The sequence below is a fragment of the Spirulina sp. CCY15215 genome (genome assembly GCF_016888125.1).
GTDB lineage: Bacteria > Cyanobacteriota > Cyanobacteriia > Cyanobacteriales > Spirulinaceae > CCY15215.
In genome coordinates this window covers 1-22,349 of the sequence record NZ_JACSWA010000348.1, presented here as the reverse complement: position 1 = coordinate 22,349, position 22,349 = coordinate 1, and the positions used below count along the sequence as shown (strand labels likewise).

General features: G+C 43.4%; 17 protein-coding genes and 2 pseudogenes. 12 read left to right on the top strand and 7 right to left on the bottom strand.

The genetic code is table 11. The annotated features are described in order from the left end of the window. Positions 1–11 precede the first annotated feature (11 nt). Positions 12–230, bottom strand: coding sequence for a hypothetical protein (locus JUI58_RS08360; RefSeq protein WP_204103307.1), 219 nt, complete (start codon positions 228–230; stop codon positions 12–14). A 216-nt stretch (positions 231–446) separates the two neighbouring features. Between JUI58_RS08360 and JUI58_RS08355 the strand changes: the two genes are divergently transcribed. From JUI58_RS08355 to JUI58_RS08345, 3 genes are all read left to right on the top strand, one after another. Then, positions 447–2,057 carry a cellulase family glycosylhydrolase gene (locus tag JUI58_RS08355; protein WP_204103306.1) on the top strand — a complete coding sequence of 537 codons (1,611 nt, stop codon included), beginning with the start codon at positions 447–449 and terminating at the stop codon, positions 2,055–2,057. A 104-nt stretch (positions 2,058–2,161) separates the two neighbouring features. Next, positions 2,162–2,605 carry a nitrate reductase associated protein gene (locus JUI58_RS08350; RefSeq protein WP_204103305.1) on the top strand — a complete coding sequence of 148 codons (444 nt, stop codon included), beginning with the start codon at positions 2,162–2,164 and terminating at the stop codon, positions 2,603–2,605. A gap of 39 nt (positions 2,606–2,644) precedes the next feature. After that, positions 2,645–3,271 (top strand): restriction endonuclease subunit R, encoded by a 627-nt coding sequence (locus tag JUI58_RS08345; protein WP_204103304.1) that lies wholly within the window; start codon positions 2,645–2,647, stop codon positions 3,269–3,271. Between the two features lie 28 nt (positions 3,272–3,299). Here the strand turns inward: JUI58_RS08345 and JUI58_RS08340 are convergent, their stop codons facing one another. Further along, positions 3,300–7,685 carry a CHAT domain-containing protein gene (locus JUI58_RS08340; RefSeq protein WP_204103303.1) on the bottom strand — a complete coding sequence of 1,462 codons (4,386 nt, stop codon included), beginning with the start codon at positions 7,683–7,685 and terminating at the stop codon, positions 3,300–3,302. Positions 7,686–7,848: 163 nt separating this feature from the next. On the opposite strand from JUI58_RS08340, the gene hisH reads away from it, so the two are divergent. Continuing rightward, entirely contained in the window at positions 7,849–8,496 is a 648-nt protein-coding gene (gene hisH / locus JUI58_RS08335) for an imidazole glycerol phosphate synthase subunit HisH (RefSeq protein WP_204103302.1), read from the top strand. Positions 8,497–8,597: 101 nt separating this feature from the next. Here the strand turns inward: hisH and JUI58_RS08330 are convergent, their stop codons facing one another. The 3 genes from JUI58_RS08330 to JUI58_RS08320 all read right to left on the bottom strand — a co-directional run bounded on the left by JUI58_RS08330 (position 8,598) and on the right by JUI58_RS08320 (position 11,346). After that, positions 8,598–9,353, bottom strand: a complete 756-nt coding sequence (locus JUI58_RS08330) for a choice-of-anchor W domain-containing protein (RefSeq protein WP_204103301.1) — start codon at positions 9,351–9,353, stop codon at positions 8,598–8,600. Between the two features lie 184 nt (positions 9,354–9,537). Continuing rightward, positions 9,538–10,773, bottom strand: a complete 1,236-nt coding sequence (locus JUI58_RS08325) for an NAD(P)/FAD-dependent oxidoreductase (RefSeq protein WP_204103300.1) — start codon at positions 10,771–10,773, stop codon at positions 9,538–9,540. 156 nt (positions 10,774–10,929) lie between these two features. Then, positions 10,930–11,346 (bottom strand): hypothetical protein, encoded by a 417-nt coding sequence (locus JUI58_RS08320; protein WP_204103299.1) that lies wholly within the window; start codon positions 11,344–11,346, stop codon positions 10,930–10,932. Between the two features lie 339 nt (positions 11,347–11,685). Here JUI58_RS08320 and JUI58_RS08315 point away from each other — a divergent pair, with 339 nt between their 5' ends. The 3 genes from JUI58_RS08315 to obgE all read left to right on the top strand — a co-directional run bounded on the left by JUI58_RS08315 (position 11,686) and on the right by obgE (position 15,427). Further along, entirely contained in the window at positions 11,686–13,602 is a 1,917-nt protein-coding gene (locus JUI58_RS08315) for a GAF domain-containing protein (protein ID WP_204103298.1), read from the top strand. A 75-nt stretch (positions 13,603–13,677) separates the two neighbouring features. Next, the gene (locus tag JUI58_RS08310; protein WP_204103297.1) at positions 13,678–14,370 is read left to right on the top strand and encodes a Mo-dependent nitrogenase C-terminal domain-containing protein; all 693 of its coding nucleotides are present in this window, start codon (positions 13,678–13,680) and stop codon (positions 14,368–14,370) included. 37 nt (positions 14,371–14,407) lie between these two features. Continuing rightward, on the top strand, positions 14,408–15,427 hold the full coding sequence (gene obgE / locus JUI58_RS08305; RefSeq protein WP_204103314.1) for a GTPase ObgE: 1,020 nt from the start codon (positions 14,408–14,410) through the stop codon (positions 15,425–15,427). 6 nt (positions 15,428–15,433) lie between these two features. Here obgE and JUI58_RS08300 read toward each other — a convergent pair whose 3' ends face one another. Continuing rightward, the gene (locus JUI58_RS08300) at positions 15,434–17,599 is read right to left on the bottom strand and encodes a S8 family serine peptidase (RefSeq protein ID WP_239121335.1); all 2,166 of its coding nucleotides are present in this window, start codon (positions 17,597–17,599) and stop codon (positions 15,434–15,436) included. A 137-nt stretch (positions 17,600–17,736) separates the two neighbouring features. Between JUI58_RS08300 and JUI58_RS27675 the strand changes: the two are divergent. The 4 genes and pseudogenes from JUI58_RS27675 to grxD all read left to right on the top strand — a co-directional run. Continuing rightward, a pseudogene (locus tag JUI58_RS27675) lies at positions 17,737–18,264 on the top strand (hypothetical protein); the annotation flags it as partial. 21 nt (positions 18,265–18,285) lie between these two features. After that, positions 18,286–18,729: pseudogene (locus tag JUI58_RS27670) on the top strand (hypothetical protein); the annotation flags it as partial. A 168-nt stretch (positions 18,730–18,897) separates the two neighbouring features. Beyond that, complete coding sequence (locus JUI58_RS08290; RefSeq protein WP_204103295.1) at positions 18,898–19,158, top strand: BolA family transcriptional regulator; 261 nt, start codon at positions 18,898–18,900, stop codon at positions 19,156–19,158. A gap of 66 nt (positions 19,159–19,224) precedes the next feature. Further along, positions 19,225–19,548 carry a Grx4 family monothiol glutaredoxin gene (gene grxD / locus JUI58_RS08285; RefSeq protein ID WP_204103294.1) on the top strand — a complete coding sequence of 108 codons (324 nt, stop codon included), beginning with the start codon at positions 19,225–19,227 and terminating at the stop codon, positions 19,546–19,548. On the opposite strand, the gene JUI58_RS08280 is transcribed toward grxD, so the two are convergent. Next, entirely contained in the window at positions 19,545–19,754 is a 210-nt protein-coding gene (locus JUI58_RS08280; RefSeq protein ID WP_204103293.1) for a hypothetical protein, read from the bottom strand. The genes grxD and JUI58_RS08280 overlap by 4 nt on opposite strands. Position 19,755: 1 nt before the next feature. Here JUI58_RS08280 and JUI58_RS08275 point away from each other — a divergent pair, with 1 nt between their 5' ends. Continuing rightward, entirely contained in the window at positions 19,756–21,981 is a 2,226-nt protein-coding gene (locus JUI58_RS08275; protein WP_204103292.1) for a polysaccharide biosynthesis tyrosine autokinase, read from the top strand. Positions 21,982–22,349 lie beyond the last annotated feature (368 nt).

Below are 22,349 nucleotides of genomic sequence, written 5' to 3'. Positions count from 1 at the left end.
GGGCGATCGCATTAATCCTCACTTCTTTTAGGCGATCGCATAATCTGAATAATAGCAACAATCATACCGATAAAAGACCCGACAACAGTTAAAACAGAAGGGAAAATACTGGCGATCGCAACATCTCGCCAAATCAAACTAATTATTAAGCCTACGATCGAACCCAGGAAAAAGCCCCAACCCATACTATAGGCAACATCAACTAATTTATTAATTTGCTCTTTGGTCATTACAGTAACCTCGAAATAAATAGGATGTAGTAAATTTACTGAAATGCAAGAATATTGTAAGAGATTTGGCAAGGCGATCGCGAAAAGAAAAACAAGGACACTTAAAATATTGATTAGGGAACTGATTAAAATTAAAGTCAGTCTTTCTTTAAAAATCAGGGAAAGTGGCTCCTATTTTCCTCGGCAGTTAAAATCACTCTCTACCTGTAAGTTTTCATGCTGACAAAACAATTTAACCTTTCGCGTCAACCGAAACCAATACGCAAGTATATCAAAATCGGTGCCAGAATTTTGACCTTTTTCCTTGCTTTATGGTTGGCGATCGCACTACATCACCTTCCTCAACCTGCAAGTGCTGCATCTGTTATCCAAACCCCTCTCTCGACGCGAGGATCGCAGATTATTGATGCTAAGGGTCAACCCGTACTTTTGCGAGGAGTCAACTGGTTTGGTTTCGAGACGGATATCCATGCACCTCATGGACTTTGGGCGCGAGATTATAAGGAGATGTTCGCACAAATCAAGAACTTGGGCTACAATATCATTCGCCTGCCTTATTCCGTACAGGGACTGCGATCGAACTCCCTCAGTGGGGTTAATTTTGGTATCGGCAGTAACGCAGACTTCCAAAACAAAACCTCCTTGCAAGCGCTAGATTTATTCATCCAAGAAGCCGATCGCCAAGGCTTGTTTATTCTCCTCGATAGTCATCGTTTAAATGACCAACGCATTCCCACACTTTGGTATGGTGATGGTTTTAGTGAAGAAGACTGGATCGGTGCATGGACAATGTTAGCGCAACGCTACAAGAACCAGCGTAACGTGATTGGGGCGGATTTGAAGAACGAACCCCACGGAGAAGCAAGTTGGGGAACCGGCGATCGCGCTACGGACTGGCGACTGGCTGCCGAACGCGCCGGAAATGCTATCCTTGCAGTAAATCCCAACTGGTTGATTGTAGTTGAAGGGGTCGAAAAAAATGTACCAGGACAAAAACTCAATCACTGGTGGGGTGGTAATTTAGAGGGGGTGAAAAATTATCCCGTTCGCCTCAACTCACCGAATAAACTCGTTTATTCTCCTCACGAATACGGCGCGGGAGTCCACAATCAACCTTGGTTTTCCGAGTCTTCCTTTCCTCAAAACCTGCGTCAACGCTGGCAAATCGGCTTTAATTACATTGTCGATGAAAAGATTGCACCCATCTTAATTGGAGAATTTGGCGGTCGTCAAGTCGATTCTGCTTCTAAAGAGGGAATTTGGCAACGGGAGTTAGTCAAGTTTATTGACGAGAAACAGTTACATTTCACTTATTGGAGTTGGAATCCCAACAGTGGCGATACGGGAGGTATTTTAAAGGATGATTGGCGCACTATTGATGCTCCCAAACAACAGTTATTAAGTACCTTGTTGGGGGATAGTGTGGCGATCGATCCTAATCCTACACCCGATCCCATTCCAGAACCAACTCCAGAACCGACTCCAGAACCAACCCCAACACCAACCCCCGATCCTGTCTCAAATACAACCCTAGCTGCAAATGCGATCGTAGATTCCGATTGGAATACAGGGTTTTGTGTAAGGATTCCCGTAAAGAATCCCAATAGTTCTCCCATTCGTGCTTGGCAATTGCGCTTTGAGATGAATCAAGCGCAGATTAATAACAGTTGGAATGGTGATTTTCAGCGTCAGGGTTCGCAATATACAGTCACACCTCCCAATTGGGGACAACCCCTACAACCCAATCAAACCGTTGATATGGGATTCTGTGCGAAGAAAACCGGATCGGATTATCAAGTTCGTAATGTGAGAGTTGTTGAACTCTGATTTCCTTCCTTGAAAAATTACCAATTCTTTCGCTAAAATAGAAAGTCCCTATTTTCCTTTGGGAAGATAGGGCTATTTTAACGAAAACAAGCAACTCATCATAAATGTTCAAATTTGAAGCAGATTTTGTCGAATCTTTGCGCTGTATTCCCATGCAGGTGAGAATGAAATTAGATACCTGTGGCATCAAACTCAAACTGACTCATTGGCATCAATTCAATCGCAAGGAACGAGAAAGTTTAGTAATAATGCCTTGTACGACAGAAGAAGAAGTTAAAACTTATGGAGAGTGTTTACAGCGATTAGTGATTCAATATACAGGAAAACCTGCATCGGAATTGGCGATCGCTGAAAATCCTCCTTGGTTGAATGAAACAAAGATCCCCGAAACTGTACGAGAAAAAGCGACAGAAATGAATGTATCTTTAAGTCTCCAACAGTGGCAAAAGTTAACCCCCGATCGCCGTTTTGCTTTAATTAAACTCAGTCGTCCCAGCCATGAGAATAAAAACTTTTTGCCCGCAATGAAAGAATTTCAATTATTATGAATATTAAGGGCGTGAATCGTTCTCTAAATTTTTAAACTCATGCAATCTCTCACCGCTAGAACTATTACTTTGAGTGAACTGGAGGAAAGATTCAAACTTCAGTTGACTGAAGATCCAAACGCATTTAGTGAATGGCAAAACGAACTCCCCAATTTAACAACGATAGAACGCGATCGCTGCGATCGCATTAAAAGTAATTATAGTTATTTACTCCGATATCCTCCTCTGCTGGAAAACACGGTCAAAATGGTGGTTCTTTCTCCTTTATTAGATATGGCTGGTTTTTTTGCATCTCCCTTCCGCATTCGTTCGGAGGTATCTACCGAGATCGTTGACCGAGACGGCGAATTGAAAGTAACGGGAAACCTTGATATATTGGTAATCTGCGAAAACTTTTGGGTGTTGGCGATCGAATCCAAACAAGCTGCTTTTTCTCTCGAAGTTGGGCGATCGCAACTTCTCTCTTATCTCCTAGCAAGTCCCAATACAGCCAATACATACGGACTGCTGACCAATGGAGCAAATTTTACTTTTCTGAAACTAATTCCTCACTTTGAGGGGTTTACCTATGCAATGTCTGATGAATTCAACCTCCGCAACCGCGAAAATGGTCTATATCTCGTCTTGCAAATCCTCAAACGATTAACAAGGGAATTTATAGTATAATGCGAATTATTAATAATACTAAAAGCGTTTACCAAGGACTCCCAATAGTAGTGAATGCACTCCAAAAATAAGGATGATTGAAAACGCGATCGCCTTTTCCTAATAATTCTGGAGGTAGGGGAAAACTTCCATCTGGAAAGAGTAATTGTCCGTTTTCAAAACGGGTTTCTCCACTTAATAAACTTAACTGTGCCTGTCGCAAGGCTTCAACTTTAATTGCTGCACTATCTAATTGGGAATAAAACCCTGTCATCAGGGCTAAAGTCCCCTCATCGTTAACATACCAAAGACTTCCTACAGCCGTTTTTACTCCTGTTGCGATCGCCAATCCTGCAAAGCCTAATTCTGCATCAGGATCGCCAAACGCTGTCCGACAAGCACTTAGCACTAATAATTCAATTTGGGCATCATTTAAACCCAATTCTCGAAAGCGCGTTAGGGGCAATTTTTCATCCCAAAACTGAATATAAGAATTCTCTGCTTTACCGGGTTTAAACTCTCCATGAGTTGCCAGGTGAACGATTCCAAAATTATTTTGCGATCGCGCTTTTTTGAGGTTATCGGTGGTAAATCCTTCGTTGAGATAAGATTCTCCCTGCCATATTTCATTACTAATCAATTCTAATTCTGTGGGAACTGCGGGAAGGGGTGCATATTCGACGAAGCGATCGGCACCCATTGCTAAAACTTGGCGATTTTTAATATCTCGATACTCCGGTGCCGTTAAAAAGAAACTGGGCATCATTCCCACACTATAGCGATCGATAATAAAGTTATCTCCATTATGTAAAGCAGCAACAGGTATCGTTCGCAGTCCCCGATCCATGACAAAAGATAAACTATCTACACCTCGTTCTTCTAATTCTTCTGCGACGGAACCCACCAACCAGCGATACATTTGTTGTGCGGGGTCGAGATAAGCATTGGGACGGCGTACATTAGTTACAGTACGGCGAAAATTTTCGGCAACGGCGATCGCTTTTTTGCGGGTGACTTCGGGAAGATGACGGTGAATAGGAGGATTTGAGGGTGTAATGACTAATAAATGCAGTTCGTCATCGGGAGAAGGTTCGGGTTTAGCTTTCGTTTTTCGGTCTTCTTGAGGAGAAAAACGCCATATTTCATTTTCATCTAGCCTGGAATTTTGCGGTTTGAAGTAAGCATAAATAACGGCTGGAGTAATACCGTTGGTGACTTCGATATTGCGAAGAATATTTTGCGCTTCTTGGAGGGTAATGGGTTTTTCTTCATCTTCAAGTTCTAGATAATCTTTATATTCTTGAGAAAAAGTATCTTCAATTTCAATAAAAATCGCTTCATCGCTAAGAGTATTGAGAATGGGTTTTAAAGGCGCGATCGCAACTAACGGGGATTGTGGCTGTAAAGTCGGTAGAATATAGGGATTAATTGTAGTTGCACTAGCTTGAGTGATATTATTGGCTAGATTAGGATCTTCTGCTTGAAAAATATCGCTTTGGATGAAATTCAAAAATATTAGGTTAAATATATCTGAATCGGTGACGCGACCAATTAAAGTTAAGGTTGCTAAATTTCCCTCAGAAATAAGATCGAAATCACCATCAAGATTGCCAATTGTCCATAGTCCAATATTATTATTAAATGTTGCGCTTCCTGTAGAAGGACTGATGCTATTAATAGTAATGCCATCAGGAAAAAGACTACTAACTAAAACTCCTCCGACAGGATCGGGACCGAGATTTTCTATAGTTAGAACAACACCAATATCTTGATTGAGGATAGGAACAGAGGTGCTAACACTTTGAGTAATTTGTAGATCGGCAGTCACTTCTACCGAACCAATATCAACCAAGGTTCCGCGATTTAATCCTCGTTGATCTGTACTGGGAGTTCCTGTTTTGCTTCCGGTATTAATAGCAGGACTTCCAGGCAGAGGAATATGGGTTTGAGTGTCTCCGGTGTAATTTCCTAGAGGAGAAAGAACGGGATCGAGAGGGTTAGTTGATGTGCCAAAAATTGTTCCCGATCCCATCAATTCAGTTGCATTACCGATAACTCCAATTAAATTATTGCCGCCATTTTCTAATGTGCCTTTACTATTGCTAATGCTAATATTGTTGCTAATATCTCGTTGATTAGGCTGATTTATGGAAATATTACCCGCAATAATCGTGTTGCGAATGTTGGCGATCGCATTTCCGATGTCAAAATTTTTTTCATTAAATAATCCTGCACCATTATTGGGACTGATATTTTTAGACACTGTACTATTAGAAATGTTTAAGAGTCCATAATAAGAACTAGAACTATAATTAAAAATTCCGCCACCTTTACCTCCCGCACTATTTCCAGAAATTGTACTATTACTAATCGTCGTTGTTGATGTTTTACTGATGCCACCTGTAATGCCACCATTATAGATTCCCCCACCATTCATCATAGTTGAGTTGCCAGAAATTGTACTATTAGTAATGGTTATCGTACCGCGATCGTTAAAAATTCCGCCACCATTTACAGCCGAATTACCTGAAATTGTACTATTACTAATATTTAATTGTCCTTCAATAACGAAAACGGCTCCACCTCTATCTGCTGCGGTATTATTTTCGAGGGTACTATTGTTAATATTTAACGTTCCTTGGCGTACCAAAATTGCGCCTCCATCATCAGCTACTCCCCCTCCAAGCGGTACAGATCCATTACGGATAGTCACATCATTGAGAGTTAGAATTGCATCTGGTCTAACAGTAACAATTCGAGATGCTCCTTGAGCATCAATCGTTGCATTAAATCCATTAATGGTTACAGTTCCACTCGCTCCAAAAATATCTTGCAATGGCGCACTTAAAGTAAAAATAGTATTAGGCAATAAATTAATTGTATCATTACTGGCTATGTTGTGAGCATCTATCATACTTTGTATTAACTCAGCACTATTACTGGCAGTAAACACGGCTAAAGTATTTTGATACTCTTTCAAAATCGATTGTTCAAAAGCTAAATTTGCTTCAATATTGCCAAATTGTTTCTCTAAAATCCAATCTCCACCTAGTACCGAACTTCCTGTTAAATTTGTGGATGCTGCGACATCTGCCCCTGTTTCTGTGGCGATCGCCTGCATTAAAGATTCCCCAGCTTCTCCTAATGCTGTAAAACAACTATACAATAATATATCTGCCTCTGGACTTAAGGCACTTCTCCAACTCTGAAAATTATCTCGATATTGGTCTATTGTTTCTCCTGACACATAAGCATTACCTAACCAAAAATTGCCTTCATTTCCTTCTGAGAGAATATGAACTTCATCAATTTTTTGTTCTTGTTCGGAAATTTGTGCTAATTGTTCGCTAATAAAAGATATTCCATTTTCTTCGGGAGTAACCACAAAAGAAACAGTTCCAGCTTTGCCATTGTAGAGAAAATCTTGATAATTTTCGACCAGTGCATCAATGAAAACATAAGCTAAAGGATCGTCTATATTTTCAGGAAATATTGTCACTGTTGGCGCACTTCTTGTCCCATCTCCTGTTAAAATTAAAGGGTTTTCTGTATCGACAACATTCACCCGATTTGCTGCCATTAAATTCACCGTTTCCCCCTGAATTTGACCGCTAATCAAAATATCGCCGTTTTGAGGGGTGGAAATATTGCCGATCGCCTCTTCAATTCCAGGTGTTGTTAATAATTCTGGTAGTTCTAGTGGGGTAATTCCTGCGGCAATGTCCTCCGCCGATAATTCTACACTTAAAAGCCTGCCTGCTTGAGATATTCGCACTAAATTTGTTCCAGGTACAGCCGCTAAAGTAATATCACCTCCTGGCGCGGAAATTGTTCCTGTATTAATTACCGTCCCACCGATAAAAGTGACATCATTCCCTGTTTTAACTGCTAAATTAGCTTGATTTATAACTGCACTAGGATTATCGCTCAAAAACGCAAATCGATCGGGTGTGCCGATTAAATCTTGATAATTGTTCTCTCCCGTCGCATTAAACCAACCGTCAGCAAAACCAATGCGATCGCTGGTTGTTGCTAAAAAAGAACCGGGAACATTTAAACTCGCATTCCCCCCAAAAACAATCCCCGCAGGGTTCATTAAATAGAGATTAGAATTACCTCCCGTGAGTTGAATTAAACCGTTAATAACAGAAGGATCGCCCCCGGTAACTCGTCCTAAAATATTTTGAATGTCTGGAGAAGAAAGAAAATTCGCAATTTCATTACTATTTAAGCCAAATTGCTGAAAAGAATGAAAGAGATTTCCTTGCGATCGCGTTCCACCTTGAATGCGATAAGTATTTCCTTCTTGTTGAATGATTGTCCCTGTTTCATCGGGTGTCGCGGTAATCGATTGAGCTAAACTAAAAGAGTGAGAAGTTAAACCGACAAAAAGAACTGTTGTTCCGCAAATTATGCGCCAAAAATATGCAAACATGACCGAGTTTTGATTTTGGAAGCTCAAGGTTTAAAGAGAGATGCCTAAACCCTTCATCTTGGATTCCCTCTTTTCCAGATAGTATAACAAGTTCATCTCGATTTGCGGTACGATCTACCCAGTGGTATTCCCACATTTAACCTGTTCTTTTTTCTCAATAACAATGGTATCGATCGCGGTTATCGACTATGACATGGGCAACTTGCACTCGGCTTGCAAGGGACTCGAAAACGCAGGTGCAACAACCAAAATCACTGATTCTCACTCCGATCTCGCTGCAGCAGATGGCATTGTCTTACCAGGAGTAGGAGCCTTCGATCCCGCAGTGCAGCATTTGCGATCGCGCCATCTCGTCGAACCGATCAAAGATGCCATTGCAGGGGGAAAACCTTTTCTCGGTATCTGTTTGGGGCTACAAATTCTCTTTGATGGTTCTGAGGAAGGGACGGAAACTGGACTGGGAATCATTCCTGGAATGGTGCGACGCTTCCATTCCGAACCTAACCTCACAATTCCTCATATAGGCTGGAATACGCTCTCGTTTAAACAACCAAATCTCCCCGTTTGGCAAGGATTAGGGGAAAATCCTTATGTTTATTTCGTTCACTCTTACTATGTCGATCCCCTCGATCCGCAAATTCGGGCGGCGACTGTCACCCACGGGACCCAAGAAATTACCGCCGCGATCGCCCGAGATAATCTCGTCGCCGTCCAATTTCACCCAGAAAAGTCCTCAACCGCAGGATTAAAGATTCTCTCTAATTTTGTCTCTCTCGTAGCAGCAAAAACGCGATCGGTTGTGACTGTTTAATTTTCTTCATCTCTCCCAAAAACAGAAAAAATCCGCTTTCACTGTAGAAGGCGGATATATAGAGAACTACTCTCACATCAAACTTTTAAATACTTTTAAATCTAGCGATCGCCAGCTTCTTTGCGACGTTTTCCCGCAGCTAATAAACCAAATAAACTCAGGGAAAGTAAGGATAGAGAAGCAGGTTCCGGAACATCTACCGTTTCGCCACCGCCTTCAACTAACTTAATTTGATAAGCAAGATTAGAATTGTTGGGTTTTATTGCACCCCAAGTCATCGTCGATCGCCCAGTTAAAGTGAAATTACCGACAATATCGCCAATGTGAAGATAATCGGCATCATTGTAACCGCAACCCACATTGCCAGAACAAGAAGCGCTAGAAACGGCTGCAATGCTTGATGACATAGACGCATCACTTAAAAACAAGTTATCGACAAGCATACTGGTATCATCTTTACGCGCGCTGGTTCTGATATAAAGGTCAGAAAAATTATCTTCAAATATCTCAGTTTTAGACACCTCTATCCCATCAACTGTATAGATTAGAGTGTTAGCAATACTATCAAAAATCAAGGAAAAATCTACAGCTTTGCCACTGACCCACTGATCGTAATCTGCCTGAACGCGGTTGTTAGCATCATTATTAATATCGTGAATATTAATCTCGTGGTCGCCAACTCGACCAATGCGGCTTTCTGCTGCCCAGGGAATCTCTAAACCCAAAGCATCAAATTCTGCCCCATTAAGATGGCCGCCAACGGTAAAAGCCTTTGCCTCACCTGTTGTAGCGCCCATTACAGCGATTAAACTTAAAGTTGTTCCTGCGATCGCCCCAAAAATTTTAGATCCGTTCATAATAATTCCCTCCCTGTTGTTTTCCCAGTTGACTTACCTTCTAGCTTACGCAAGCTATCTCTAGTTTGTCCAGAGAAATTACGCATTTTTACTGAATCTTTACAAAAAGAGATTGATTTGTGAATTTTTGGTCATGAGAAAAGAATAAAAGCCCACTTTCTCCCCTTTCCCCATTGATAATTGTTCATTGCTCATTGTTCATTGCAGTCCCAGCAAGCCATCCCGTCGTCCAAGCACTCTGGAAATTAAACCCTCCTGTAATGCCGTCAATATCGAGAATTTCGCCAGCAAAATATAATCCTGGACATTTACGGCTTTCCATTGTCTTAAAATTTATCTCTTTGAGACTGACCCCTCCACAGGTGACAAACTCCTCCTTAAACGCCGTTTTGCCTTGAATGAGATACTTTCCATTGACCAGTTCCGCGATCGCGCAATTTAACTCTTTCTTCGATAATTCTGCCCAAACCTTAGCGGGAGAAATAGCAGCAGAAGCTAATAAATTTTGCCATAAACGTTTGGGCAAAGAAACCGGACAATAATTAAACATTTTTCGCCGAGGAGTTTCCGATTTAATTTGTATAAATTTTTGGCGCAAAGTTTCCGCATTTTCATCTGGCAACCAATTAATAAGTAAAGAAAGATGATAACGATGTTCCCATAAAATTCTCGCACCCCATGCCGATAGTTTCAAGATTGCTGGACCACTTAATCCCCAATGGGTAATGAGAAGTGGTCCGATTTGTTCAAGTTTATTCTTTCCCTCATGTAACAAGCGAACTTGAACGCGATCGACACTAATTCCTGCTAAATCCTGCAAGCGAGAATCAGGTATTTTAAAGGTAAATAAAGAAGGAATAGGCGTAATAATTGTATGCCCAAATTGCCGCGCCCAACGATATCCTAAAAGATTACTACCCGTCGCCACTACAACACGGTCAGCAGTTAAAATCTCTCCTGTTTTTAAGGTAATACTAAACCGATCGCCTAATTTTTCTAAAGATTTTACTGGCGATCGCGATCGCAATTGCACCCCTTGTTTTTTTGCCTCCGTTAATAGACAATCAATAATTGTTTCCGAGCGATCGCTTACAGGAAACATACGCCCATCCCCTTCGGTTTTTAACTTAACTCCTCGACTTGCAAACCAGGCGATCGTATCGCGAGGCTGAAAACGACTGAATGCACCAAGTAAGGCCTTCCCCCCCCTCGGATAATTCTTCACCAACAAAGCCGGCTCGAAACATTGGTGAGTCACATTACAGCGTCCTCCACCGGAGATACGAACTTTAGCTAGAGGTTCTTGTCCCGCCTCAAGGATAATTGTCTGAGGATGAGGACAAAAACGAGCCAAAGTTACCGCACTAAAAAAACCTGCGGCTCCTCCACCAATCACAATAATTGTTAAAGAATCTTTCATTATCCAGAATAGTAGTTTGTTTATACCGCACAAAGGCTAAAAAACTGCGGTGAAAAAAATAGTTAGATCTTTAACAACCCAGAACAAAGGTGACAAGGTTGTTATTTTGATTCGCGATAATAGTGAGGGAATATCAAGGGAATTAACACAAAGGAATTAACGCAAAGGAAACTGATAAATAATCGCTCCTTTTTCCGTCTCTTCAAAATCGCCATTAAGTGCGGTTGCCTTGCGATCGAGATATACTTTTGCTTCTTCTAGAGAAATCTTAGCTTCTGTAGCAAACTCAATTTCAGTTATCCTACCTTCTTGTTTCTGAAGCAATGCCAAAAAAAGTTGTTCTTGTTGAAGTAACAATTTTTGGGTCATCTGACGATGCTGGTGCTGCAAATTCCAGACTAAGCCACCTCCCAAAACAACTGTCGGTAGTCCTAACAACATTAGTGCTGCAAAAGCATCTCCTTTATCTTCCGAAGAATTTTCAGAATTAATCATATCTGCAAGCATCAAAATTGAAAGTCCGATGCCAAAAGTTAAACAAATACCCGCCACAATTTTCTTTAGGGTTTTCATCCCGACGAACCTTAAACTCAACCTAAATAATAGCAGTTCTCCCGCAGAATTCTCTCAATTGACAATGGGATCGCGAGTTAAAGGCTCAATCGTATCTATATTTCATTCCCTAGAAAGATAAAGAAAATATAAATAAGGTGTTATATTTAACATTAATCCGTAAAGCCGATCGCATTCTCGATAATCCCGGTAGTATCATTGCTAATGAAACACGCTTATATAACAAACATTGAGACGAACGTTGAGACGAACATTGAGACAAACGTTGAGACAAACGTTGAGACTTACTCAGGAAATACCCTCAACCAAAGCTCCCAATCTTATCGGGCATTAGCGAGAGTGATCGATCGCATCCGACGTTCCCTTGATATTGAAACTATTTTTAGTACCACAACTCGAGAAGTTCGTCAACTCCTTGCCACCGAAAGGGTTGCCATTTTTCGCTTTAACCCCGATTGGAGTGGGGAATTTGTCGCGGAATCTTTAGCGAGTGGTTGGACTCCTCTGGTGGAAAATTACCATCGTTCTATCATTGCCGATAGTTTCCTGAAAGACAATCAAGGAGGACGGTATCGCCATAACGAAAGCGCGATCGTCAATGATATTTACCAAACAAGTTTTTCCCCTTGTCACATCGAACTTTTGGAAAAACTCCAAGCCAGAGCCTATATTATCGTTCCGATCCTACAAGGGGAAAACCTCTGGGGCTTATTGGCAGCTTATCAGAACTCTCAGTCCCGTCAGTGGCAAGAATACGAAGCCGAATTTCTCGCCCAAATTGGCGCTCATATCGGCATTGCCCTTCAACAAGCCGAATACCTCAAACAAACCCAAGAGCAAGCCGCTCAACTGGCGATCGCCAAGGAACATGAAAAAGCCGCCCAACGCCATAAAACCCTAGTCGGAACCATTGATAGAATTCGCCGTTCCCTTGACATCGATACCATCTTTGAGACCACCACTCAAGAGACATTACAACTTCTGGAAAGCGATCGCGTTGTTATTTATCACTTTAATGCCGATTGGAGCGGTCAGATCGTCGCTGAGGCGATCGTCCCCGGTTGGACACCCCTAATGAAAGATCGGGGTTTTATTGCCGATACGGTGCTGCAAGAAACCCAAGGTGGGCGTTATCGCCGCAATCAAACTACGGTGATTGACGATATTTATAAAACGCACTATTCCCCCTGTCATATCAAACTCCTCGAAAACTTGGAAGCTAGAGCCTGTATTATTGTTCCTATCCTGCAAGGAGATATTCTCTGGGGACTCCTGGCAACCTACCAGAATGCTCAACCCCGTCACTGGCAAGAATATGAAGTGGATTTACTGGCTCAAATCGGGACGCAATTGGGAATAGCCCTACAACAGGCAGAATTATTAAAAACCACTCAAACCCAAGCTGACGAACTTTCCCGCACCCTGAAGGAACTGCAACAGACCCAAAGCCAATTAATTCAAAGCGAAAAAATGGCAGGTTTGGGACAAATGGTGGCAGGAATTGCCCATGAAATCAATAATCCCGTTAATTTTATCTTTGGTAATCTCGTTCATGTAGATGGTTATGTTCGAGATTTAGTCGATTTAATCGATACTTATGACAAGGCCTATCCCGTCCCCCAGGATGGTGTTTGCCAAAAAATTGACGAGATCGATCTTGATTTTGTCAGAGAAGATTTACCTAAAATTATAGAATCAATGCGAATGGGGAGCGATCGCATTCGGAAAATTGTTCTTTCTTTGCGAACTTTCTCGCGACTTGACGAAGCAGAAACTAAAGCAGTAGATATTCACGATGGGTTAGAAAGTACCCTCTTAATTTTGCAACATCGCTGGAACTCTCGTGGCGATCGCCCCATTCAACTGCTTAAAGACTATGGCGATTTACCCTTAGTTGAGTGCTATCCTGCCCCCCTCAATCAGGTATTTATGAACCTCCTCACTAATGCTATCGATGCGATCGAGGAATGTAACTCCAAGGAAGATGCGACCATCTCAATTCGCACCAACACAGAAGGCGATCGCGTCAATATTGAGATTGTTGATAATGGTAGCGGGATTTCCGATGCCGCGCGATCGCGAATTTTCGATCCCTTTTTCACCACCAAAAAAGTCGGCAAAGGAACGGGTTTAGGACTTTCTATTAGCTATCAAGTTATCGTCGAAAAGCATGGCGGTCAATTGGATTGTGTTTCCCAAGTGGGTCAAGGGACTCAATTCCGCATTTCTATTCCCATTCAGACACCAAAATTGTAAGAGAATAGCTCCGATTTCCCAAACCCGGCGATCGAACGCTTAAAATTGAAGAGATAACCTTCTATTTTAGATTTGATGACGACTGTGGCTAACTCTGTGGCTAACTCCCCATATACCGACCAACAAATTTCTGCATGGCTGCGTGGCTTGCTAACCATCGCTTGGGCTGATGGTCACTTCGATCCCGAAGAACAAGAATTGATCGCCCAACTCACCCAAGATGAACTCGCCCCAGCGACAGAATTAGGTTCATTAGAACCAATCTCTCCTCAAGATTTGGCCGCCATTCTCGGAGGCGATCGCGACACTGCCGAAAACTTTATCAGAACAGCAGTCATGATGGCCTTAGCCAACGGCGTATATTCCCTCGAAGAAGCCAAAGTTATTAATCAATTTCTCGACGCTTTGGGATTAGAGGTGAAAGCCTTAAAATCTTTAGAACAGACCCTTTACGACCCCGACAAACACAAACTCGAAACCAATGCCCTCAACCCTCCGCAAGATCCCTCTGTTGACGTTTTGGCACCAGTAAGAGATTGGTTAGAGGGAATGGACATGAAAGACCCTCGCGTTGCCCGTTTTGTCTGTAAAATGGTCCCCCCGCAATGTCCTTTTGAACGAGATATTAAACTTTTTGGCCATAAAATTGTGCATATTCCCCCCATGTGCAAACTCAATCCCCTTTACGATCAATTAGTGGGTTTGCGTTTCCGCGCCCTCACCTATCTTGCCGATGATTGTGAAGAAGATGTCTCGAAATATTGTTAAAGGGCTAATTACCCATTACTCATTACCCATTACCCAAATGCAATTTATCGACCAAGCAGAAATTGAAGTACAAGCTGGCAATGGAGGCGATGGAGTCGTTGCCTTTCGCCGGGAAAAATACGTCCCAGCAGGGGGTCCGTCCGGGGGAAACGGAGGACGGGGTGGTTCTATCTTTTTGAAAGCCTCAGAACGCCTGCAAACCCTCTTAGATTTCAAATATGCTCGTTACTTCAAAGCCGATAATGGTAAGCGGGGCGGTTCTAATAATTGTACTGGGGCATCGGGAAAAGACTTAGAAATTGAAGTGCCTTGTGGGACAATTGTTTACGATTTGGATCGCGAAGAAACCATCGCCGATTTAGTCCAGCCTTCGCAAATTATTTGTATTGCCAAAGGCGGCAAAGGAGGGCTAGGAAATAAATGTTTTCTCAGCAATCAAAATCGCGCTCCAGAACAGGCTTTACCGGGTTTAGATGGGGAACAATATCGCTTGCGTTTGGAGTTAAAATTACTGGCAGAAGTGGGCATTATTGGCTTACCCAATGCAGGAAAATCTACCTTAATTTCCTCCCTCTCTTCTGCCCGTCCTAAAATTGCCAATTATCCCTTTACTACCCTCATTCCCAATTTAGGTGTTGTTCGCAAACCATCGGGAGATGGGACGGTATTTGCAGATATACCGGGATTAATTGCTGGTGCCCACGCGGGAATTGGCTTGGGACACGAATTTTTACGCCATATCGAACGCACTCGCTTATTAGTGCATTTAGTTGATAGTACCGCAGATAATCCTCTTGCAGATTATCGCATCATTCAAGCTGAATTAGCCGCTTATGGGAAAGGATTAAGCGATCGCCAGCAAATTATCGCCCTCAATAAATTGGATGCGATCGATGCAGAATTGCAAGATTTTCTCACAGCCGAATTTGCAACAATAACAGATTCGCCAATTTTTGCCGTTTCCGCAGTGACGCGATCGGGACTCGATCTCCTCTTACAAAGTATTTGGCAACATTTGGATGAATTGCAGGAAAAACCAACAGCGATCGCCATTTAAGCGATTTTAAATTGTTAACTCCAAAGCCCATTCCTCCAAACGTCCGCGATCGCCGACAGCAAAATCAGCTATTTTTAATTGCCAGGTTCCCACACAAGGACGATTTTGGAGTTTTTTTAATAATGGAGTTGTTTGCAAAGTATAGGTTTTTTGTAGTACCGTTTGCGAACCCAAAGTGCGATTTTGCAATAACAAATTCTCCCCCGTAGGCGCAAGCAAACTCACTTCAATATCCCCTAAAAAACCGTGGTTTAAATTCACTTGCACTTGAATATCTTTAATAACTCCCGTCTCCGTAATGCTAATCTTACTGATAACACCTTGAGGATTATTATCGGCAATGGTCAAGTTGCCCTTATTTTCCTTGCGAAGGGTGCGAGAAACACTTCCCCCGGAACCAGAATCTGCATCGGAACCGGAATTAGCACCAGGCGATCGCCGTTTGGCCTCCTTAACTGCCTTGTACGCATTCACCTTGCCATAGCCAAACCATTGGGAATGGCCATTGCGATCGTAAGTTCCCAACTGTAACCCCAACTGGGGATCGCGATCGCCATCCACAATCTTATCCGCCGTTTGTTGCAGAATGTCCTTCACCTCCCGCGCCGTCAAATTGGGATTTGCCGAGAGAATTAACCCCGCAACCCCCGCAACCAAAGGACAAGCACTAGATGTTCCCCCAAAATCTCGCGTAAAGTTCCCAGGATCGTAGCCCATATTTCCTAAAACATCCGTCGTCAAAATCCCCAGTCCAGGCAAATAGGTGCGGACAGGAGGCGCAGTTTGAATAAACCCTGTTTGTTGAAACCACATCCCAGGCGGGGCATTATTACTAGGGGCGCAAACGGAAATATGCCCCCCCCAATTACTATAAGCAGACTTTTTCCCCAAACTGCTACAAGCAGAAACAGTAATCGCATCTGGATGCGCCGCAAAACCACTTAACCACTCCGTCGGACCATTCAACAAATTTCCCTGCCAACCCTGTTCGTATACCGTCCCCTGTACCGGACGATTGGCATTTCCCGCCGCGAAAACAACAACGCATCCTTTCCCTTTTCTTCCTTGGGTTGCTACCCGATGAATGGCTGCAGTTTGACGCAAAGAGAGAGGGAAATAAACCGTCGCCGCCCCCCAGCTACAGGAAACAACACTAGCGCCCTTCTCAATGACCCAATCAAAGAGTTGTTCGATGGAATGGTCATCTAGGTATCCCGTCGTCCGTAGGGGCATTAAAGCGCAACCTGGAGCCACTCCCACCACCCCTTGGCCATTTTCCTCCGCCACCGCTACCCCCGCGCAAGCGGTGCCGTGACTTTCTTGGTCGTTATCCGGTTGAGGAGAAAAATCCTTACCTTTAAAGTCCCGAGGAAACACCGTTTTCCCTTTCCCTTGGAAATCGGGATGGCGCAGGTCGATCGCATCATCAGCCACCGCAATCACGATCGATCGCGACCCTCGGGTAATATCCCACGCCTTCTCCACATCAACATGAGAAGTCCCTGAAAGCTGGTTTCCAGGCTTGTGCTGGAGATACCATTGTTGGAGATATAAATCATCCTTCGGGGTATAAAAAGACTCTCTTCGCAGGAGAATATTAGCTTCTGCAACAAGGATTTGGGCATTAGCTGCGAGGCGGTTGGCCAATTTGATCGGATTCTCTTGAGACTGGGAGGTGAGGCGATAAATAAACGCATTGGGGATGCCCTCCAAGGGTCGCAGTAACTGCAAATTAAAATGCTGGGCGATCGCGTCTCTTTCCGAGTCTTCTACATTCTCCACAAATTGCAGGGTCAACTCATCTGTCAAATAAATAAGGGTTTCTGGGCTTTTTTCCAATTGGTAAACATGGCTGGCAAAAGCCACCAAATCCAAGCGCCGCGCCATCCCTATCACTCTTTCCAGGGCATCGGCTTCTACCAAAACCTCAATTAACTGACTTTGGGGAAGCAGGTTATAGCGTAACCGCCCCAACTCCGGGGGAATTTCCACATCCGCCGAGACCAAGCGCAACGTCAGGCGATCGCCCACCTTCAATAAATTTAATTCTTCCCCACCCCTCTGCAAAATCAAGCCCACGCGAGTTTCTGGAACATTGGTGTTATCTAGTGCCTCATTTTCTACCATTGCTTGCCATCTCCGTAAAATATTGATTGGTTCGATCGCGAACATCGGTGGTAATATTACTCAATGTTTGCTTAATATTTGGTTATATTGTTTGTGGCTTTTGCCCGCCGAATGACTCTATGCTACTTTCCTTTATGCTCTTTTCTACGCCCCGCCCTCTGAAGTTATTGAGTGTTTGTTTATTGTGTCTCACGCCCCTCGCTTTCTGGGGGCAACCCGCCCGAGGACAGATTCCTGTTGAAGAATTTGGCAATGAATTTGGCAATGAATTTGGCAATGAGTCGGAAGAGTTTCTCCCCCAAGGAACTCCCCCTCTCCAACAAACCGATAGTTTGCTCAGTTTAGTGGGGGGACAGCGCCTTTTAGAAGAAGCGAGTTTTGCCATTGACGGAGAGAATTATGCCCTCGCTTCGCAAAAATTACAAGAAGCCAGACAAGTTTTTAACCAATTATCTAACTTTTACCAGCAATTGGCGGGGAGTTTTGCGGGCATTGACGGCAGTATCGCCGAACAACAGCGCAAACAAGCCTTAGAAACAGCACAACTGCGCGATCGCGCCACCTATCAACTGGCTTTGGTTCACCGGGCGCAAAATCAACCGGAATTGTCGGTGCCTTTATTGGTTCAAATCGTGCGATCGCAAAACCCGACCACAGATCTAGGCAGAAAAGCCTATCAACAACTGACAGAATTAGGGTTTGAGGAATCCCAAGACCCCTCCGAAGACTTTCGCCCTCTCCGACAAGCAAATAGTATTCTCAGTTTAACGGGAGGAAAACGTTTTCTTGAGGAAGCCACCACCGCCTTTGAAAGCCAAAATTACAGCCTTGCCGTACAGAAACTACAAGAAGCTCGGCAAGTGTTCAACCAATTATCTAACTTTTATCAGCAATTAGCAGGCAGTTTTGCCGGTATTAACGCCCGCACCGCAGAGTCACAAAGGGTAAATGCCCTCAAAGCCGCACAGTTGCGAGATGATGCCACCTATCAACTGGCAGTGGTTCACCGGGCGCAAAATCAACCGGAATTATCGGTACCTTTGCTGGTTCAGATCGTGCGATCGCAAAATCCCACCACAGATTTAGGAAAGCGTGCTTACCAACAGCTTTTGGAGTTAGGCTTTGTCACGGTACCTTTCCCCAGTTCTAGTGAAAATACGAGCAGCAGCAATTAATCCCTTACCCGTACCCATTACATGGATAAGGTCTAGGATAAGGTCTAGGATAAGGTCTAGGATAAGGTCATGTCTATCTGTGGGAGGATTCCCTTGGGTAAATGGGATAACATGGGAAAGACTCGATAAAATACAATCGAGATTAATCTGGTTATTGCGGGAGGTTTGATGGTTAGTTTAGCCGAAGTGGAAAACAAAATTAAAGCCTCTTTACCCGATGCGCGGGTCAAGGTAGAGGATTTGACAGGAGGAGGGGATCATTTACAAGCAACAGTGATTTCACAGTTGTTTGCTGGGCAAACGCGAGTTAAACAACACCAACTTGTTTATAAGGCGCTGCAAAGTTCGTTAGCATCAGAAGCGATTCATGCCCTTGCCTTAAAAACTTATACCCCGGAAATGTGGGAAACTACAGGACAATCTTTGTAGTTTGTCCCCAAATGTTTTTGTAGTCGATTCGATTTCATTCAATCTAAATCCTTAAGGAGTTACTTCATGACACCTGAACTTAAAGAACGCATTGACAGCATTGTTAAGGAAGACAAAATTGTTGTTTTTATGAAGGGGTCTAAACTCATGCCCCAATGCGGTTTTTCTAATAATGTCGTGCAGATTCTCAACACCCTTGGCGCTTCTTATAAGACTTTTGATGTCTTAAGCGATAACGAAGTTCGACAAGGAATTAAAGAGTACTCTGAATGGCCGACTATTCCTCAAGTGTATATTAATGGGGAATTTGTGGGCGGTTCTGATATCTTGATCGAAATGTACCAAAATGGCGAACTCCAACAAGCTGTAACAGTGGCTTTGGCTTCTTAAGTGGCGATCGCAATCGGGATTAAGGGGATAATTATAATAATTATCCCCTTATCTCTCTTCTCAAGGGCGATCGGTCCAATATCCCAAGGGTAACGAATGGCAAATTCGCGAACTGGTTGTAGAGGAAATTTGTTAGGATTCTTGTAGAACCTAATTTTTGTCCCAACAGCGATCGCTCCAGCATTTTTTTCCAGCCCTTTTTTCACCATGACCTCTCCCCTTGTCAAACGGTTTCAGATTAGTTTAGAAAAAAATAAAATTGTCGGTTTGACTACTGCAATCTCGGTTATTGTGGCTTCGTGCATTGTCGCTGTACTTCCCCCCTCTCCCCCTCCACCCAAAGAGTATCAAGCAGTTGGCATCCTTAAATACGCTCCTCCCCCACCCACCGCAACCAGTACCGGGGAAAATCTATACGAGCAAGGTAAAGCCTCCATCAGTCAGGAAATTTTATTAGCCGATCGCGTCCTGATTAACGTTGCTCGAGAGATGAAAATTAAAGATCCCAATAAACTATTCAAAAATCTTAAAATTAAGTTCCCGGAAACTCCGGAAGATCCCCAAGTGATTCGAGTGGAGTACAAAAATAATAGTAAGGAAAAGTCGCAAGAAACTTTAAGTTTATTACTGAGGGAAATGGTGGAGGAGAGTCGTTTATTTAATACTGCCATGCTGCGATCGCAAATCCAGGCCTTGACAAAAAGAGAGTTAGAAGCAAGGACAGATTTAAAAGAGGCAGAAAGAGAATTTTATGATTTTATGAGTCGAGAAGGAGGGGACTTAATTGCCGCTCAAGATGGTACTCTCTTCTCGGGTATTAGCCTCAGCGAACAACAGCAACGAGAATTAAAAGTCCAATTAGAAGGGGTTATTGGTCAACTTCAAAGCCTGCAAGATCAATTGGGTTTAACCCCTAAAGAAGCCTCGGTTTCTTTAGCCCTCAGTAGCGATCCCATTATTGCCAGCTTACGCGCTCAACTGTTGCAAATCGAAACCCAAATTGAGTTGCTCTCCAAAAAGTATCGGCCAGAACATCCTATCCTCGCCGACTTGCTACAACAAAAAGAAACTTATGATCGCCAATTCATTGCTCGCACCTATGAAGTCATCGGCAATGATAATGTTTTTGATGTTGCTCCGGTGGAAATTCGCAAAGCCAGCAGTTTAGATACTGTTCGCCAACAGATCGCAACTCAACTGGTACAGTTGCAAGCACAGAGAGAAACCATTGAAGGACAACTTTCTGCGGTTCGCGATACCGAACAAGAATTACGCCAATCTTACGAACGTTACCCCACCAAACAACTCGAACAAGAAAACTTGCAACAAAAATTACAACTGCGAAAACAGTTTCACGACACCATTGAGACGCGGTTGGTGGATGCACAATCGGCGGAAGTCGAAACCGTGGGTAGTTTAGCCATCGCTCAAGATGTTGTGGTCCCAGAACCTCCAGACAAGCCTTCTGGAAACATCAATCCCGTTATTATTGTCTTGGGGGGTGTCATTGGTGCGGGAATTGCTGGAGCAGGGGTTATTTTAGTTTTGTCTTTCTTCGATCCGATTTTATATACTGCCCAAGAATTGCGATCGCTCTTAAATGAACGGGAAATTAGAATGTTAGGAGAACTGCCAACTTTACTCGAACCGGAGAATGAGGATTTATTAGCCCTATTGTTGGGGGAAAATATGAATTGCTTAGACGCTTATGAACGCTTCCGCAGCAACTTGCGCCGTTTTGCACCGAAAAATACGAAGGTAATTCTAGTTACCAGTGTCGGACGTGCCGAGGGGAAAAGCACGACGGCTTATAATTTAGCGATTGCGTCAGCTTATGCGGGTAAGCGCACTTTATTAATAGAAGCGGATTTGCGATCGCCCTCGAATGCTCCTGCGGTGAATTTGTACAGCGATCCCGATGCCCAAGCTGAACCCCTTGCTTATTATGGTTCTCACAATGAATGCGTTAATTTAGTGCCGACTGTAGAAAATCTCTATATTGTTCCTAGTGTTGGTCCCCAGCGCAAGGCCGCTGCGATCGTGGAGTCGAGTGAATTGCGCCGTCTCCTTGAGGATGCCCGTCAGCGCTTCGATTTTGTGATTTTGGATACTGCTTCCTTAAACAGTTGCAATGATGCCTTCCTGCTGCAACCTTTAACGGATGGTATCGTTGTGGTGACGCGCCCTGGGGTGAGTGAAGGCTCTCTCGGCAGCACCCTCGAACAAATGGTAGAAGCGGAAATGCCTATTTTGGGGGCGGTAATTAATGATGTGGAAATGCCTTTATCGGAAGGAAAAACGATTGACGAAGCGATCGGTCTGCCCGGAGATATTGCCGAACATTTAGCTTTAGAGGAGGAAGAAGTTCCCAGTTTGCAAAATGGGAATGGTTCTCATAAAAAGGAGTTACCCCGAAAGGTGGCTCACCGTTAAGGTAGATATAAATAGGGCTTGCTGAAAAGAGAGAAAAACGAGTTCAAAATGACCCCATTGCAATAAAATCTTCCGGTTTAATATTCAGGGCGATCGCAAGGGTGCAAAAAATCATCTGAAAATAAATAATTTATATTGTACCTTCCCCTTTATCTATCTACAAAATGCAAAAAGAGGACTCCCGTTAGACCCGAAGGGTTAGCGGTGAGATGACGAGCGCGTTCCCTCTCTTGGTCGATTGGATATGGCGAATGCGATTCGCCATCCCTCGACCGCTTGGTGAATTCGATTCACCGGGGTCGCTCGTCTTTTTGCCAACAAACAAAACCGACCAAAGTAGGGACGTTAAATTTAACGTCCGTACACAT

Coding starts and splice junctions, on each gene's coding strand:
- JUI58_RS08320 (WP_204103299.1), bottom strand. CDS start 11,346: ATGAAAACCCTAAAGAAAATTGTGGCGGGTATTTGTTTAACTTTTGGC.
- JUI58_RS08275 (WP_204103292.1), top strand. CDS start 19,756: ATGACCTCTCCCCTTGTCAAACGGTTTCAGATTAGTTTAGAAAAAAAT.
- JUI58_RS08300 (WP_239121335.1), bottom strand. CDS start 17,599: ATGTTCGCGATCGAACCAATCAATATTTTACGGAGATGGCAAGCAATG.
- JUI58_RS08310 (WP_204103297.1), top strand. CDS start 13,678: ATGACGACTGTGGCTAACTCTGTGGCTAACTCCCCATATACCGACCAA.
- grxD (WP_204103294.1), top strand. CDS start 19,225: ATGACACCTGAACTTAAAGAACGCATTGACAGCATTGTTAAGGAAGAC.
- JUI58_RS08345 (WP_204103304.1), top strand. CDS start 2,645: ATGCAATCTCTCACCGCTAGAACTATTACTTTGAGTGAACTGGAGGAA.
- JUI58_RS08330 (WP_204103301.1), bottom strand. CDS start 9,353: ATGAACGGATCTAAAATTTTTGGGGCGATCGCAGGAACAACTTTAAGT.
- JUI58_RS08340 (WP_204103303.1), bottom strand. CDS start 7,685: ATGTTTGCATATTTTTGGCGCATAATTTGCGGAACAACAGTTCTTTTT.
- JUI58_RS08355 (WP_204103306.1), top strand. CDS start 447: ATGCTGACAAAACAATTTAACCTTTCGCGTCAACCGAAACCAATACGC.
- hisH (WP_204103302.1), top strand. CDS start 7,849: ATGGTATCGATCGCGGTTATCGACTATGACATGGGCAACTTGCACTCG.
- JUI58_RS08325 (WP_204103300.1), bottom strand. CDS start 10,773: ATGAAAGATTCTTTAACAATTATTGTGATTGGTGGAGGAGCCGCAGGT.
- JUI58_RS08360 (WP_204103307.1), bottom strand. CDS start 230: ATGACCAAAGAGCAAATTAATAAATTAGTTGATGTTGCCTATAGTATG.
- JUI58_RS08350 (WP_204103305.1), top strand. CDS start 2,162: ATGTTCAAATTTGAAGCAGATTTTGTCGAATCTTTGCGCTGTATTCCC.
- JUI58_RS08290 (WP_204103295.1), top strand. CDS start 18,898: ATGGTTAGTTTAGCCGAAGTGGAAAACAAAATTAAAGCCTCTTTACCC.
- obgE (WP_204103314.1), top strand. CDS start 14,408: ATGCAATTTATCGACCAAGCAGAAATTGAAGTACAAGCTGGCAATGGA.